This is a genomic window from Virgibacillus flavescens (genome assembly GCF_050574275.1).
GTDB classification, from domain to species: domain Bacteria; phylum Bacillota; class Bacilli; order Bacillales; family Amphibacillaceae; genus Virgibacillus_F; species Virgibacillus_F flavescens.
In genome coordinates this window covers 2,478,015-2,493,273 of record NZ_CP192260.1, presented here as the reverse complement: position 1 = coordinate 2,493,273, position 15,259 = coordinate 2,478,015, and the positions used below count along the sequence as shown (strand labels likewise).

General features: G+C 36.1%; 16 protein-coding genes. 14 read left to right on the top strand and 2 right to left on the bottom strand.

Annotated elements, in window-relative coordinates; all coding sequences use genetic code 11:
* Positions 1–11 precede the first annotated feature (11 nt).
* The 8 genes from mutL to glnA all read left to right on the top strand — a co-directional run bounded on the left by mutL (position 12) and on the right by glnA (position 8,540).
* Complete coding sequence (gene mutL, locus VBD025_RS12080; protein ID WP_430785793.1) at positions 12–1,826, top strand: DNA mismatch repair endonuclease MutL; 1,815 nt, start codon at positions 12–14, stop codon at positions 1,824–1,826.
* Positions 1,827–1,839: 13 nt separating this feature from the next.
* On the top strand, positions 1,840–2,772 hold the full coding sequence (miaA, locus tag VBD025_RS12075; protein ID WP_430785791.1) for a tRNA (adenosine(37)-N6)-dimethylallyltransferase MiaA: 933 nt from the start codon (positions 1,840–1,842) through the stop codon (positions 2,770–2,772).
* 37 nt (positions 2,773–2,809) lie between these two features.
* A complete protein-coding gene (gene hfq, locus VBD025_RS12070) occupies positions 2,810–3,034 on the top strand; it encodes an RNA chaperone Hfq (RefSeq protein WP_430785789.1) in 225 nt (74 codons plus the stop codon).
* A gap of 108 nt (positions 3,035–3,142) precedes the next feature.
* Positions 3,143–4,072: a stage V sporulation protein K gene (spoVK, locus tag VBD025_RS12065; RefSeq protein WP_430785787.1), complete on the top strand. Its 930-nt coding sequence runs from the start codon at positions 3,143–3,145 to the stop codon at positions 4,070–4,072.
* Positions 4,073–4,165: 93 nt separating this feature from the next.
* Positions 4,166–5,401, top strand: a complete 1,236-nt coding sequence (gene hflX, locus VBD025_RS12060) for a GTPase HflX (RefSeq protein ID WP_430785785.1) — start codon at positions 4,166–4,168, stop codon at positions 5,399–5,401.
* A gap of 4 nt (positions 5,402–5,405) precedes the next feature.
* On the top strand, positions 5,406–6,638 hold the full coding sequence (locus VBD025_RS12055; RefSeq protein WP_430785783.1) for an aminotransferase class I/II-fold pyridoxal phosphate-dependent enzyme: 1,233 nt from the start codon (positions 5,406–5,408) through the stop codon (positions 6,636–6,638).
* Positions 6,639–6,782: 144 nt separating this feature from the next.
* Positions 6,783–7,169: a MerR family transcriptional regulator gene (locus VBD025_RS12050; RefSeq protein ID WP_430785781.1), complete on the top strand. Its 387-nt coding sequence runs from the start codon at positions 6,783–6,785 to the stop codon at positions 7,167–7,169.
* A 33-nt stretch (positions 7,170–7,202) separates the two neighbouring features.
* Complete coding sequence (gene glnA, locus VBD025_RS12045) at positions 7,203–8,540, top strand: type I glutamate--ammonia ligase (protein WP_430785779.1); 1,338 nt, start codon at positions 7,203–7,205, stop codon at positions 8,538–8,540.
* Between the two features lie 574 nt (positions 8,541–9,114).
* Here glnA and VBD025_RS12040 read toward each other — a convergent pair.
* A complete protein-coding gene (locus VBD025_RS12040; protein ID WP_430785777.1) occupies positions 9,115–9,372 on the bottom strand; it encodes a hypothetical protein in 258 nt (85 codons plus the stop codon).
* A 156-nt stretch (positions 9,373–9,528) separates the two neighbouring features.
* The gene (lexA, locus tag VBD025_RS12035; protein ID WP_430785775.1) at positions 9,529–10,152 is read right to left on the bottom strand and encodes a transcriptional repressor LexA; all 624 of its coding nucleotides are present in this window, start codon (positions 10,150–10,152) and stop codon (positions 9,529–9,531) included.
* A 305-nt stretch (positions 10,153–10,457) separates the two neighbouring features.
* Between lexA and VBD025_RS12030 the strand changes: the two genes are divergently transcribed.
* The 6 genes from VBD025_RS12030 to VBD025_RS12005 all read left to right on the top strand — a co-directional run bounded on the left by VBD025_RS12030 (position 10,458) and on the right by VBD025_RS12005 (position 15,233).
* On the top strand, positions 10,458–11,096 hold the full coding sequence (locus VBD025_RS12030; RefSeq protein ID WP_430785773.1) for a YneB family resolvase-like protein: 639 nt from the start codon (positions 10,458–10,460) through the stop codon (positions 11,094–11,096).
* An 83-nt stretch (positions 11,097–11,179) separates the two neighbouring features.
* Positions 11,180–11,413 carry a DUF896 domain-containing protein gene (locus VBD025_RS12025; protein WP_430785771.1) on the top strand — a complete coding sequence of 78 codons (234 nt, stop codon included), beginning with the start codon at positions 11,180–11,182 and terminating at the stop codon, positions 11,411–11,413.
* Between the two features lie 97 nt (positions 11,414–11,510).
* Positions 11,511–13,514 (top strand): transketolase, encoded by a 2,004-nt coding sequence (gene tkt / locus VBD025_RS12020; protein WP_430785769.1) that lies wholly within the window; start codon positions 11,511–11,513, stop codon positions 13,512–13,514.
* A gap of 126 nt (positions 13,515–13,640) precedes the next feature.
* Positions 13,641–14,099 (top strand): sporulation inhibitor of replication protein SirA, encoded by a 459-nt coding sequence (gene sirA, locus VBD025_RS12015; RefSeq protein WP_430785767.1) that lies wholly within the window; start codon positions 13,641–13,643, stop codon positions 14,097–14,099.
* Positions 14,100–14,143: 44 nt separating this feature from the next.
* Positions 14,144–14,365: a YneF family protein gene (locus tag VBD025_RS12010; RefSeq protein ID WP_430785765.1), complete on the top strand. Its 222-nt coding sequence runs from the start codon at positions 14,144–14,146 to the stop codon at positions 14,363–14,365.
* 163 nt (positions 14,366–14,528) lie between these two features.
* Positions 14,529–15,233 (top strand): cytochrome c biogenesis CcdA family protein, encoded by a 705-nt coding sequence (locus tag VBD025_RS12005; protein ID WP_430785763.1) that lies wholly within the window; start codon positions 14,529–14,531, stop codon positions 15,231–15,233.
* Positions 15,234–15,259 lie beyond the last annotated feature (26 nt).

Here is a 15,259-nt window from a genome sequence, read left to right as displayed (position 1 = left end):
GAATTGTTTTGATGAAAATATTCCAAATGTCTGATGCACTTGCAAATAAGATAGCGGCAGGAGAAGTAGTTGAGCGACCAGCATCTGTCGTGAAGGAACTCGTTGAAAACAGTATTGATGCAAGCAGCACCTGGATAAAAATTGAAATTGAAGAGGCTGGCTTACAGAAAATAAAAGTATCGGATAATGGGTACGGTATGTCAGAAGAGGATTGTGTAAAGTCATTTTTACGTCATGCTACTAGTAAAATCAAAGATGAGTCTGATTTATTTCATATCAAGACTCTGGGTTTTCGTGGAGAAGCGCTGGCCAGCATTGCTGCTGTTAGCAAACTCACAGTAAAAACTTCCGAAGGGGAACAATCAGGGACACACTTAACACTAGAGGGCGGTAGAATTATTAATCAGGATAAAAGTGACGCCCGTAGAGGCACAGAAATCTTAGTAGAAGAATTATTTTTTAATACACCTGCACGTCTTAAGTATATGAAAACGATTCATACTGAACTAGGTCATATAACTGATTTAATGAATCGAATCGCATTGTCACACCCAGATGTCCGGTTTGAGTTAGCGCATAATGGGAGACAGCTGTTTAAGACAACTGGAGCAGGGGATCTGCTTCAGGTAATTTCGCAGGTATACGGAATGGGAGTAGCCAGAAAGATGGTCCCAGTTGAAGAGAAAACACTGGATTTTCAGATTAGTGGTTATATTGCAAAGCCCGAAATTACCCGAGCAACCCGTAATTATATTTCGACGATAATAAACGGCAGGTACATCAAGAGTATTCCATTATCACAGGCAATTATTAAGGGCTACCATACTTTACTGCCAATCGGAAGAATGCCCCTCGTCGTCTTATCTATTACGATGGATCCGATTTTAGTAGATGTGAATGTACATCCCACTAAGCTAGAGGTTCGATTCAGTAAAGAGAAAGAGTTATTTCACATGATTGAACAAATGATTCGCCAAACCTTTAGACAAACATCACTAATACCTGAAATGGAACAGCCTAAACCAAAGAAGCAGCCCTCATACCAATCAACGATTGATTTCGAACAATCAAAAGCAATACCTGATAGGAATGAATTGAAACCAGAAGAAAAGCAAGAAAATCGTAGCTCATTAGGTACTTACAAGGAATGGAATACAGATTTTCAGATAAAAGAAAATGAAGTGTCTGCATCTGAGAAAGGGATAACAGAAACCAGCCAGGATCCAGTGATTCTTAAAGAAAATCGAGTACCAATCATGTATCCTGTTGGTCAATTGCATGGCACCTATCTACTCGCCCAAAATGAAAATGGCTTATACATGATCGATCAGCATGCAGCCCAGGAAAGAGTTAAATATGAATTTTTTAGAGATAAACTTGGGGAGTCAGAAAACACGCTTCAAGAATTACTCATCCCCATGACATTTGAATTTTCAAAACAAGAATCGATTTTTATTGACCAATATGAAGCAGAATTTCAGAAAGTTGGTTTATTTTTCGAGGAATTTGGTACTCAAACGTATATTATCCGCTCACACCCTGTTTGGTTTCCTGATGGATACGAAGAAGAAGTTATTCGTGAAATGATTGATCAAATTATGAATGATGAAAAGGTGAATATTGAATCCATTCGGGAAGAGGCAGCTATTATGATGTCTTGTAAAGGATCAATTAAAGCTAACCACTACTTGAATGAGAAAGATATGTTTCATTTACTTGAAGATTTGCGTAAGACAACTGATCCTTTCACTTGCCCACACGGACGCCCGATTATTGTACATTTTTCTTCCTATGAATTAGAGAAAATGTTTAAAAGGGTTATGTAATTAGGAGGAAATTATGAAACAGAAAGTTATTGCAATTGTTGGCCCTACTGCAGTGGGCAAAACGAAATTAAGTTTAGAAATAGCCAAGAAATTTAATGGTCAAATTATAAGTGGAGATTCCATGCAGATATACAAAGGTATGGATATAGGGACTGCTAAAATTAGTGAAGATGAAAAGCAAGGTCTTCCTCATTATATGATTGATATTAAAGATCCAGCTGAATCATTTTCAGCAGCAGACTTTCAACAACTTGTTAAATCGTATATCGATAAAATTTCAATTGACGAACAGCTCCCGATTATAGTTGGGGGAAGCGGCCTCTATATTCAGTCCACTCTATACAACTATAATTTCTCAAATGACGCTAGAGATGAGAAAATAACGCACGAACTAGAGAAAGAACTGGAAGAAAAAGGTGCTGCTCATTTTTATAACAGATTAAAAGAAATTGATCCCGAACAGGCGTCAAAAATACATCCTAACAACCATCGAAGACTTATCCGTGCAATTGAAATTCATGAGACAACAGGGAAAACAATGTCGGTCTTGAAAAATGAACAAAAAGATTCCGATTACGAACCAATTTTAATTGGACTGGAAATGGATAGAAAAATGCTATATGACCAGATAAATATGCGAATTGATAAAATGATGGAAGATGGCCTGCTGTCTGAAGTTCATAAACTTTATACGAATGGTTTAGAGAATCATCAATCCATGCGCGCTATTGGCTATAAAGAGTTCATCCCTTATTTCAAAGGTGAATACACACTCGAAGTAGCAATTGAATTGCTGAAGCGGAATTCCAGAAGGTTTGCTAAGAGGCAGTATACGTGGTTTAAGAATAAGATGGATGTGACTTGGTACACAGTAACACCAGAAACAATTAATCAAAAATTTAAAACAATTTTAACTGATTTAGCAGGAATGTTGGAAGATAAGTAGAAGTAAATACTATATAGATAGAAAAGGAGGAAATGGGATGGCGCAAACGGTAAATATTCAAGAGCAATATTTAAATCAATTACGCAAAGATCATATTTCAGTTACGGTGTTTTTGATAAATGGTTTTCAACTGAGGGGTATTATTAAAGCCTTTGATAATTTCACGGTATTACTTGAAGCAGATGGTAAACAACAATTAATATTTAAACATGCGATTTCAACCTTTTCACCAGTTAAAAATGTATCACTCGATAAAGAATAATTTGAGCAGGAACGCGACCAGTATTGGACGCGTTCCTTTTTCATATATAGGCATTTGTCACAACTTTTTCAGAAAGTGCGTATACTAAATTGACTAAGGGGTGATGATTTGGAATCGCAAATGATACAAAATAAAAATGGGCAAATTAACATTGTATTATATGACAAAGATGGCGTGAAAGTGGACCAGGATAAACGTCCTTCCTATAACGAGTCCAGCCCATTTTTTCGTATAGACCAGGAATTTTCATCATTCGTAGGAATGGAATACCTCAAACAATCGATAAAAGAAATTTACGCTATGATAACGATTAACGAAAAACGAAAACAGGTAGGACTTCAATCTACTAATCAAGTGCTGCACATGTTATTTAAAGGAAATCCTGGTACAGGAAAAACAACAATTGCCAGAAAGCTAGCTACTGTCTATCATGAAATGAATATACTTTCAAAAGGTCATTTTGTCGAAGCGGAACGGGCAGATCTAGTAGGTGAGTACATTGGTCAGACCGCTCAGAAAACGCGAGGTCTCATACAAAAAGCTGCTGGAGGAATACTGTTTATCGATGAAGCTTATTCTCTTGCAAGAGGTGGAGAAAAAGATTTTGGTAAAGAAGCAATTGATACATTAGTCAAGCATATGGAAGATGACCACGATGATTTTGTGTTAATTCTGGCAGGATACCCTTTTGAAATGGAACAATTTTTATTACTTAATCCAGGATTGAAATCGAGATTTCCTTTTATATTGGATTTTCAGGATTATAGTGTTGACCAATTGATACAGATTGCCAAAAAAATGTTAAAAGAACGGGAATATCAATTAACTAGTGAAGCGGAGTGGAAACTGAAAGAACAGATCTCACAAGAGAAAAATAATAGTGACTATAATTTTTCCAATGCACGTTATGTAAGAAATGTGATTGAACAATCAATTCGAAAACAGGCAATTCGTATTTTGCATCAAAACAAACTAACGAATGATTCGTTAATTACCCTTACAAAACAGGATTTAGTTTTTGATAAATCAACAAGTTAATTAATCTGCTTTAAAAAACCTTATCATACAAATTGTGATAAGGTTTTCACTTTGCTATGATAAGTTTAGTATCAAGAAAGAGGTCTGATAGTAATGCGAGAAAAAATATTAATAGTTGCAGTCAAACATCCAAATCAAACAGATGAGCATTTTGAATCATCTCTTCAGGAACTGGTTTCATTGTGCGATACCGCTGGCGGTACCGTCAAAAAGGTAGTTACCCAAAAACGAAATCGAATCCACCCAGCTACTTATATAGGTGAAGGGAAAATTGAAGAGATCAGTCAAGATGTCGAAGAACTGGAAATCGACCTTGTAATTTCCAACGATGAATTATCTGCTGGTCAGTCAAGGAATCTATCTGAAGCATTAGAAGTACCTTTAATCGATCGAAGTCAGTTAATCCTTGATATTTTTGCAATGCGTGCAAGAACTAAAGAAGGTAAGCTTCAAGTAGAGTTAGCTCAACTCGAATATTTACTCCCTAGATTGCATGGACAAGGCAATCAGTTATCACGTCTAGGCGCAGGTATCGGAACAAGAGGTCCAGGTGAAACCAAATTAGAAACAGACCAGCGTCATATACGCCGAAGGATTTACGATATCCAACGTCGGTTTAAGGTAGTAGTTAGCCAGCGTGCGCAATACCGTAAACGCAGAAAAACAAATCAGGCTTTTCAAATTGCAATTGTGGGCTACACAAATGCTGGAAAATCCACGCTGTTTAACCGGATTACAAAAGAACAGTCTTTAGAAGAAAACCAATTATTTGCCACGTTAGACCCGTTGACGAGACACTTTCAGTTTCCATCAGGTTTCCAGGCGCTGCTAACGGATACGGTGGGTTTTTTACAAGATCTTCCTACGGCACTGATTGCTGCTTTTAAGTCCACACTTGAAGAGGTAACAGAAGCTGATTTTATACTTCACGTTGTAGATGGCTCACATTCAGATAAAGAACAACATCAAGAAACTGTTCTAAAACTCCTTAAGGACTTAGATGCTTTATCCATTCCAACTTTAACAGTCTATAATAAAAAGGATAAAATAAATGATGAGTTTATTCCTAATAATCACCCGTATATTGTATTGAGCGCCTACGAGAAGGCAGATATTACGAAATTATTGTTAAGAATTGAATCGATCCTTGAAACGGAATGGGACTGGTATTCTACATTATTGGATCCGGATGAAGGTAAAATGATTAACAGACTCGAGCACGAAACAATAATGCGGAAGAGAGAATTTGATGAAGTACAAGAGAAATATAAGATAAACGGTTACATTAAACAGGCTCATCCATTACAAAACAAATTAAAGGAGCAATAATAGATTGAATATCGATGAAATTACAAGTCAGGCAGAAACAGATTGTAAACAACTCCATCAAAATGTTGCATCAATTGTAGAGCATAATCAGAAGCGGGTATTAAATGCTTTTAAAACACATCGAGTAAGTGATAGTCATTTTAATCCAACAACTGGATATGGGTATGATGATTTTGGTAGAGAAGTATTAGAAATAATTTATGCGGAAGTGTTAGGTGGGGAGGACGCTCTGGTACGTCCGCAGATTGTTTCAGGCACCCACGCTATTTCAACTGCGTTATTCGGATTGCTTCGCCCCCATGATGAGCTAATGTATATTACTGGAAAACCCTACGACACTTTAGAAGGTGTTATTGGTAACACGGATGATAATACAGGTTCTCTCAGAGACTTCGGCATTACATATAAACAAATTAATTTACTGGAGAATGGGGGGGTTGACTTTACTCAGATTTCCCAATGCATTTCTGAGCAAACAAGGGTTATTGGAATCCAACGCTCAAAAGGCTACGCGAATCGGCCATCTTTTACGATAAAAGAAATTGAAGAAATGGTGCGTTTCATAAAAAATATCGATGATTCTATTATTGTATTTGTTGATAATTGTTATGGGGAATTTGTAGAAAAAAAGGAACCTCTTCATGTCGGAGCGGATATAGTAGCCGGTTCTTTGATTAAAAATCCTGGTGGCGGTATTGTGCGGGCAGGAGGCTACATTGCTGGAAAAAAAACACTTATAGAGAAATGTGCGAATCGATTAACCGCACCTGGGCTCGGAAAAGAAACTGGTGCAACATTAAACATGCTCCAAGAAATGTTCCAAGGATTTTTTATGGCTCCTCATATAGTAGGAGAAGCGTTAAAGGGAGCAATTTTCACTGCAAGATTGCTTGAAATTGCAGGATTTTCGTCAAACCCACACTATCAAGCAATTCGAACGGATTTAATTCAATCAGTAACATTTAATACCGCTGATCAAATGATCGCGTTTTGCCAGACCATTCAGGAAAACTCTCCCGTTAATTCATTTGTAACTCCTTATCCAAGTAATATTCCTGGATACGAAAGCGAAGTTATCATGGCAGCAGGGACATTTATCCAGGGTGCCAGTCTTGAACTGACTGCAGACGGTCCTATTCGCGAACCTTATACTGCCTTCATACAAGGAGGGCTAACATATGAACATGTGAAAATTGCGTTGCAAGAATCTTTAAGTGAATTATTAAATAAAGATTAATAATTCAATAATAGGGTATAAGAAAAAGAGTTGGTCACCAGCTCTTTTTTAATTTAGGTTTTGTGTAAGAAAACCTAACATTAGTTTGACAAATAACCTTACATATCATATAATAATTGTATTAAGAAAGAAGGAGGGTATCCAATGAATGATCAGGATCGCCGTTCGATGCCCTTATTCGCTATGGGAATTGTTATGAAATTGACAGAATTATCCGCCAGGCAGGTTCGAAATTATGAAGATAACGACTTGATTCATCCGGAAAGAACATCTGGGAACCAACGATTGTTTTCTTTTAATGATGTGGATCGACTTCTTGAAATAAAGAATTTGCTGGATAAAGGGGTGAACTTGGCGGGGGTAAAATTATTGTTGGATTCAACCAATAATATTGAAGTAATTAAAGAAGAGAAGCCAACTGAAATGACGGATCGAGAGTTAAGGAAGCTGCTGAAAAATGAATTATATGATGCAGGTCGATTTGGAAAATCAAGTTTGCGACAAGGCGAGTTATCCAGATTTTTTCATTAAAATACTAGCACCATATTCCAAGGAGGATGAACAATGAGTTCAGAAATGACGAAGAAAAATATTTTTAAAATGATCGAGGAAGAAAATGTTCGATTTATCCGTTTACAGTTTACGGATATGCTAGGAACGATTAAAAACGTCGAAATCCCATTAGGTCAACTAGACAAAGCATTGGATAATAAAATGATGTTTGATGGATCATCTATCGAAGGTTTTGTTCGTATTGAAGAATCAGACATGTATTTATATCCTGATTTAGATACCTTTGTTGTATTTCCGTGGACTTCAGATAAAGGTAAAGTAGCACGTTTTATTTGCGACATTTATAATCCAGATGGCACTCCATTTGAAGGTTGTCCTAGATATAACTTAAAACGAAATCTGAAAAAGATGGAGAAATTAGGTTATTCAGCATTTAATATTGGAACTGAACCTGAATTTTTCTTATTCAAACTAGACGAAAAAGGTGACCCTTCATTAGAGTTAAATGACAGAGGTGGATATTTCGACTTAGCACCTACTGATTTAGGCGAAAACTGTCGACGTGATATCGTATTAGAACTAGAGGAAATGGGCTTTGAAATAGAAGCATCACACCATGAGGTTGCTCCTGGTCAACATGAAATTGATTTCAAATATTCAGATGCTGTTAAACATGCGGATGATATTCAGACATTTAAGTTAGTAGTAAAGACAATTGCAAGAAAACATAACCTGCATGCTACTTTCATGCCAAAACCATTGTTTGGAGTAAATGGTTCTGGAATGCACGTAAACATGTCCTTATTCAAAGGGAAAGAAAACATGTTCTATGATAAAAAAGGTGACATGGAGCTTAGCGAACTCACTATGCAATTCACTGCCGGAATTATTAAGCATGCAACAAACTTCACGGCAATTACGAACCCGACTGTTAACTCATACAAGCGTCTGGTACCAGGATATGAAGCACCTTGTTATGTAGCTTGGTCAGGACTTAACCGCAGTCCATTAGTTCGTATTCCTTCTTCCAGAGGATTAAGCACGAGAATAGAAGCTAGAAGTGTAGACCCTGCAGCAAATCCATATATGGCAATGTCTGTACTTTTAGCAGCTGGACTAGATGGTATTGAAAATAAACTAACTCCACCAGATCCAGTAGACCGTAACATCTATGCTATGGATAAAGCCGAGCGTGTTAAACATGGTATCAAAGATCTTCCTGCAACATTAATGGATGCACTGGAAGAACTTGAGAAAGATGAAGTTATTAAAGAGGCGCTAGGAGAACACCTATTTGAACACTTTGTAGAAGCAAAAGAAATCGAATGGGATATGTTCCGCACAACTGTTCACCCTTGGGAACGCGAGCAGTATTTAACTAGCTACTAAGATTTGAATTAAACGGTTTTATGTCCAGGGTGGGTTAGTTAATTCGATACTGAAATCACTACCACCCCGAGAATCAATTTTATTTTAAAATGCTGTCCACGTAATCTTCAAAGTGGGCAGCATTTTTTTGTTCTATTTTCTTTGATACCTGACTGCTAAATCTGCAGGGGATAATTCTTATACAACATCATTCAGTGATATTTTGAACTTTTGTGTCATTTAAAATTGCAGAAATGTTTTCCTGGCACGTTACTTATTTGCACTTATATCTTCTTGTAAATTTTCATAGGAATATTAAATTTTAACTTCAGGCTCATTATCCCTCAGTATATATGATTAATGATGAATGGTGTATCTTAACCAAGATACTTCAGCTATTTTTTATTGAACTGGTACGTAGGTAATGAAGTATGAAGTATGGTGCGCGGGGGTTGTAAACTCACTTGATAAAGGAAATAAAGCAAATATTATTCAATCAAAAATCATTAAAGCTTGAACCAAAAATAAGTAAAGAAATTAAGACCGTTAAAACTATGAAATTTGTTATTTCGGAACCATCGATATTTTCTTCCATCTAATCACCCTTCCTATTATTAAATACCTGCAGTACATCTTCTGGTGTCATATTATTCTCTTTCATAAATTCAAATAAACTGCTTTCATTTTGTTTGTTCTGGCCTTTATATTGACCAATTAAATTCACTGAAACGATCGGCTCATTTGTAAAAATTTCTACCGATTCAACTTTTAGTTTTCCTGACAATAAAAGGTAGGCGGCAACAATTTCTAATTGCTTTCCTGTAAATAAATCTTGAATACAATAATTGTCCATACGCTTACGTTTATCATCGCTTCATTTCATAAGAAACCGCCTCCTCTACATAAATATTATGCAATCTTGAAGTTCTCTGTTCTGATTATTATTAAGCGCATACAATAAAAAGCCGTGAAACAGAGGTAATAGCTGCTTCACGGCTTTTTAACTTATTTAATGTATAGTTCGGTGTAATCCTACTACTTTACCTAAAATTGTTACATTTTGATAGATTAATGGATCCATTGTTGCATTTTCAGGTTGCAAACGTATATGATCTTTTTCCTTAAAAAATCGTTTTACTGTAGCTTCATTTTCATCAGTCATCGCAACAACGATCTCGCCATTTTGAGCGATATTCTGTTGCTTAACTATTACCATATCACCATCCAAAATCCCTGCCTCTATCATACTTTCACCCTGAATAATTAATACGAAGATATTGTCATCAGGTGAAGAGGCGGAACTTGGTAACGGAATGAATTCTTCAATATTCTCAACCGCGGTTATTGGAATACCAGCAGTAACTTTACCTATTACTGGCGCGTAACGCACTGCCTCTTTTGGAACATTACTTTCAAGAGAAAGGTCCAACACCTCAATTGCTCTAGGCTTGGTGGGGTCTCTCCGAATGTAGCCTTTACTTTCAAGTCTTGATAAGTGTCCATGCACAGTTGAACTGGACGCAAGACCTACTGCCTCTGCAATTTCTCTTACGGATGGCGGATAACCTTTTTTATTTACTTCATCTTTAATATATTCAAGAATAGTTTCTTGTCTTTTGGACAACTTTGTCATCTATCTAACACCTCACGCATAGGATTTATTATTGGTAGTTTATCATTATTTTTCCAAAAAAGCAAACATCCGTTCGAAAAACAGTTGACAGGACCATACGTTCGGTGTAGTATTATTTCCAGAGGCGAACAGAGGTTCTAAAAAATAGAAAGGGTTGATTTTAATGTTTGATAAAATCACAAAAACAGACGCATTTTATTTAGTAGCTTTTGGATTAATGTTAGGATTCTTATACTTTTCTATGGTTACAAGCGCTTAGTAAATATAATTATCGATAAAACTATTAGTTGGAGCGTATGATATAAGTGAATACAATTATATACTGTCGTGTAAGTACAGATAAAAAAGAACAGGAAACATCTTTAAGCAGACAGGAACAAGAATTAAGGCAGCTTGCCCAAGAATATGGAATGAATGTGTTATCTGTAATTACAGAGCGCAAAAGCGGATATGACATTGAGCGCGACGGAATTTTTCAGATGCTTGAGTTTTTTACTAATCAAAAAGCGGAATGCTTACTAATTCAGGATGAAACGCGTTTAGGGCGAGGGAATACAAAGATAGCACTATTTCACCAGCTCAATAAACTTCAAATACCTATTTATACAGCAATACACAATGGAAAACTGGAGTTATCAGAAGCAGACTCTATGGTCTTGCAAATTGTTGGTGCTGTAGAAGAGTATCAACGTAAAATCCATAATATAAAGATTAAAAGAGGTATGAATAAAGCTATTGAGGAAGGCTACGACCCTGGTAAAAATTTGTCTAATCGAAATCAGTCACCAGGAAGGCAGCGTATGAGTTTTCCTATAGAAGAAGTTGTCAGATTACGTAAAAATCAATTAACATTTGAAGAAATTGCCAAAACGTTAAATGGTTTAGGATACAATGTATCGAAAGCAACTGTACATCGAAGGTATCAAGAATTTCATAATGCTTGAAATAACTAGCATTCAACGGTAATATAAAAAAGCAGGAACTAGTTTAAAGTTCTTGCTTTTTTATATGTTAGGGAGGTAATAATATGATTTCTCAAGAAAAGCTGGAGCGTATTAATACACTAGCAAAGAAATCTAAAGAAGAAGGCTTATCTGATAAGGAGAAGCAGGAGCAAAAAACTTTGCGCAAGGAGTACCTGGGCAATGTTCGATCTTCTTTTAAAAATCAATTTAAGTCTATGACAGTTAAAGACCCGGAAGGTAAAGACGTTACGCCACAGAAGGTAAAAGATTTGCAAAGAGAAAACAAGAAGAAATAAATTTACAAACTATAGATAAGTGATACTTGTTACAAGCCGTTTTTCATTATAGAATTGAAAGGGATTAAAACAAGTTTCGACACGAAAGGGGATTTACATGTCAACAAACGTAGAACAAAAATCAATCAACACGATTCGAACACTATCAATTGATGCTATCGAAAAAGCAAACTCAGGTCATCCAGGTTTACCTATGGGGGCTGCTCCTATGGCATACACATTATGGACTGATTTCATGAACCAAAACCCTAAAAACTCACAATGGTTTAATCGGGATCGTTTTGTGTTATCAGCTGGACATGGATCTATGCTATTGTACAGTCTGCTTCACTTAGCTGGATATGATGTAACGATTGAAGACTTAAAGAACTTCAGACAATGGGATTCAAGAACACCGGGCCATCCAGAAGTTCATCACACGGATGGGGTAGAAGCAACGACGGGACCTTTAGGACAAGGCATTGCAATGTCAGTAGGTATGGCTATGGCTGAAGCGCACCTTGCAGCAACGTTTAATAAAAAAGACATTTCTGTTGTAGATCATCACACATTTGCACTTGTTAGTGATGGTGACTTAATGGAAGGTGTATCACATGAAACTGCTTCACTTGCAGGACATCTGGGCTTAGGAAAGTTAGTGGCCTTATACGATTCAAACGACATATCACTCGATGGAGATTTGGATCGTTCATTCTCAGATAATACGGAACAACGCTTTAAAGCCTACGGTTGGCAAGTAATTCGTGTCGAAGACGGAAACGATGTTAATGAGTTACGAAATGCACTTAAAGAAGCAAAAGCAAATACAGACCAACCTACCTTAATCGAGGTGAAAACTGTAATTGGATTTGGTTCTCCAAATAAATCTGCTTCTTCAGCATCTCACGGTGCTCCGCTTGGAGCTGATGAGGTTAAGCTTACTAAGGAATCATATAAATGGTCACATGAAGAATTCCATGTTCCTGAAGAGGTATACGCTGATTTTAACGAAAAGATCGGTAAAAGTGGTGAGGATGCAGAGAGTAACTGGAATCAACTATTAGAAAGCTATAAAGAAAAATACCCAGAAGATGCAAAGAAATTGGAGCTGGCCATGACTGGTGAATTACCAATTGATTGGGATAAAAACTTACCAATTTATGAACCTGAAAAAGATAAACTTGCAACGCGTGCATCTTCAGGTGAAGTACTAAATGCAATTTCCAATGCAGTTCCTCAATTGTTTGGAGGTAGTGCGGATTTAGCTGGTTCTAATAAAACTAGTGTTAATGAACAAACTGATTTTTCCCGTGATAACTATGCCGGAAAAAATATTTGGTTTGGCGTAAGAGAATTTGCTATGGCAGCTGCCTTAAATGGTATGGCCCTTCATGGTGGACTTAAAGTATATGCAGGTACATTCTTTGTATTCAGTGATTATTTACGTCCAGCTGTGCGCCTATCAGCGATTATGAATGTTCCAGTAACATTTGTATTCACTCATGATTCTATCGCTGTTGGAGAAGATGGACCAACACATGAACCAGTTGAGCATCTAGCAGCATTTCGTGCTATGCCTGGTTTATCTCTAATTCGTCCAGCAGATGGTAATGAGACACAAGCGGCTTGGCGATTAGCGTTAGAATCTACAAATAAACCGACAGCATTGGTTTTAACTAGACAAGGTTTACCAACACTTGAAGGTACGAAAGAAAACGCGTATGAAGGTGTTAAAAAAGGCGCTTATGTGGTAAGCAAGAGCGATAAAGAAACTCCGGATGCATTATTACTTGCAACAGGATCTGAAGTACAATTAGCAGTAAAAGCTCAAAAGGAACTAAAAAATAGAGGAATTCATGTTAATGTTATCAGTATGCCGTCATGGGATCGTTTTAATGAGCAGAATACTGCATACAAGAATGAAGTATTACCTCCACAAGTGAAAACTCGTTTAGCTATTGAAATGGCAACATCGTTTGGATGGGAACGTTATGTAGGTGACCATGGTGCAGTGCTAGGGATCGATACATTCGGTGCGTCAGCAAACGGTGATAAAGTTATTGAAGAATATGGATTTACAGTTGAAAACGTAGTTAATAAACTGGAAAATCTGTTGAAATAAGCAAATAGTGGCCACATGCCTATTGGGGCCACTTGCTTTCTCGACAAAACTAGTGGTAATATCCAACGTGTTTTGACATTTTTTTAAAATAGAATACGTATAATAACAATTAAAGGAGTGATATTGTTGAATACGTATTCTGTTTATTCTATAAAAAAAGAGTTTGCACGTCGTTATTACTATAGAAGTGATATTCTCTATCGGTTTTTAAAACAATACCACAAAAATGATAGAAATCAGATAATTACTAATCAATTTAATGATATAACTCATTCTTTTTCAGCAAATGAGTTTAATACTAAAATAAAATCATTGTATAATCACAAAGCAATAGTGAACTATGGTAATAATTCAATAGAAATAGTACAAGGCAAACACTGTATCTCTTTACATATTGCTGAAAAACAGATAGAATTTCGTTGTGATATGATTCATGATGCGGAAGTGTTATTGTTTCCTATTTTAAAATTATTCCATTCTTCCTTATTTGTTTTGGATAATAATTTGAATAACTATGGTTGGATTTCTCCAGTAACAAAGGTAAAGGATTATTTAGATGAGCAAGTATTGTATTCTACCCTATAATTTACTATACTGAAGAAAGTCAACACGAAAGGGGAAGGCTTGATATGGGAACGATTTGGGTCGTATTAATTGCTATATTGGCTCTTATTGTTGGAGTTGCTCTTGGTTTCTTCATTGCTAGAAAATATATGATGAACTACTTAAAGAAAAACCCACCAATTAATGAACAAATGCTACGAACTATGATGATGCAAATGGGTCAAAAACCATCGCAAAAGAAGATTAATCAAATGATGCGTGCAATGAACAATCAGCAAAGTAAGTAAGATATTCAAAGCACCCATTTATGATGTTTCATAATACCCCTTAATACTGCTGCATAGTATTAAGGGGTATTTAAAATAGTTCTATTATTGTCAAATTCACTATCATGAATTCTGCTTGTTTTCTGTTAGACTATTTATAGTGATTGGTTATAGGAGGATTAAAATGTCAGAAATCAATATATTTATTGCGTTTGGTGCAGGGTTTTTATCTTTTATCTCACCTTGTGTGCTGCCACTGTATCCAGCATTTTTGTCATACATAACAGGCATGAGTGTAAGTGAAGTAAGAGAAGATAACATTATGTTAAAGCGCAAGAGCTTGTTGCATACAATATGTTTCCTTTTTGGTTTTTCGTTTGTGTTTATTATGTTTGGCTTCACAACGTCATTTTTGTCAGAATTATTGCTTACATATAAAGATATTATCCGGCAAATTGGTGCAATAGTAATTATCTTCTTTGGTTTAGTGATAGTCGGTGTTTTTAATTTTGAATTTCTAATGAAGGATAAAAAAATAACATTTAAAAATAGACCAGCAGGGTTTTTTGGATCTTTTATTATCGGGACTGCCTTTTCTTTAGGGTGGACTCCTTGCATCGGTCCAATCCTGACCATTGTTTTCTCATTAGCAGCAACTAATCCTGATCTTGGAATGGTGATGATGATCAGCTATATTCTTGGGTTTTCACTACCGTTTTTAATCCTTTCATTCTTCATTGGCAAATTAGACTGGATTAAACGCAACAGTATAAAAATAACAAAAGTTGGCGGATACATTATGATTATTATGGGTGTTGCATTATTTTTTGATTGGTTGACAAAGTTAACATCATTCCTAGCTGAAATATTTGGATTTTCCGGGTTTTAATAGATTTATCGAATTATTTATATTAG

Excerpts from the sequence above, each read along its gene's own strand:
- VBD025_RS12040 (WP_430785777.1), bottom strand. The coding sequence starts at position 9,372 with ATGGACAATTATTGTATTCAAGATTTATTTACAGGAAAGCAATTAGAA.
- hfq (WP_430785789.1), top strand. The coding sequence starts at position 2,810 with ATGGCGCAAACGGTAAATATTCAAGAGCAATATTTAAATCAATTACGC.
- glnA (WP_430785779.1), top strand. The coding sequence starts at position 7,203 with ATGAGTTCAGAAATGACGAAGAAAAATATTTTTAAAATGATCGAGGAA.
- VBD025_RS12010 (WP_430785765.1), top strand. The coding sequence starts at position 14,144 with ATGGGAACGATTTGGGTCGTATTAATTGCTATATTGGCTCTTATTGTT.
- tkt (WP_430785769.1), top strand. The coding sequence starts at position 11,511 with ATGTCAACAAACGTAGAACAAAAATCAATCAACACGATTCGAACACTA.
- VBD025_RS12025 (WP_430785771.1), top strand. The coding sequence starts at position 11,180 with ATGATTTCTCAAGAAAAGCTGGAGCGTATTAATACACTAGCAAAGAAA.
- VBD025_RS12050 (WP_430785781.1), top strand. The coding sequence starts at position 6,783 with ATGAATGATCAGGATCGCCGTTCGATGCCCTTATTCGCTATGGGAATT.
- miaA (WP_430785791.1), top strand. The coding sequence starts at position 1,840 with ATGAAACAGAAAGTTATTGCAATTGTTGGCCCTACTGCAGTGGGCAAA.
- lexA (WP_430785775.1), bottom strand. The coding sequence starts at position 10,152 with ATGACAAAGTTGTCCAAAAGACAAGAAACTATTCTTGAATATATTAAA.
- VBD025_RS12005 (WP_430785763.1), top strand. The coding sequence starts at position 14,529 with ATGTCAGAAATCAATATATTTATTGCGTTTGGTGCAGGGTTTTTATCT.
- hflX (WP_430785785.1), top strand. The coding sequence starts at position 4,166 with ATGCGAGAAAAAATATTAATAGTTGCAGTCAAACATCCAAATCAAACA.
- mutL (WP_430785793.1), top strand. The coding sequence starts at position 12 with ATGAAAATATTCCAAATGTCTGATGCACTTGCAAATAAGATAGCGGCA.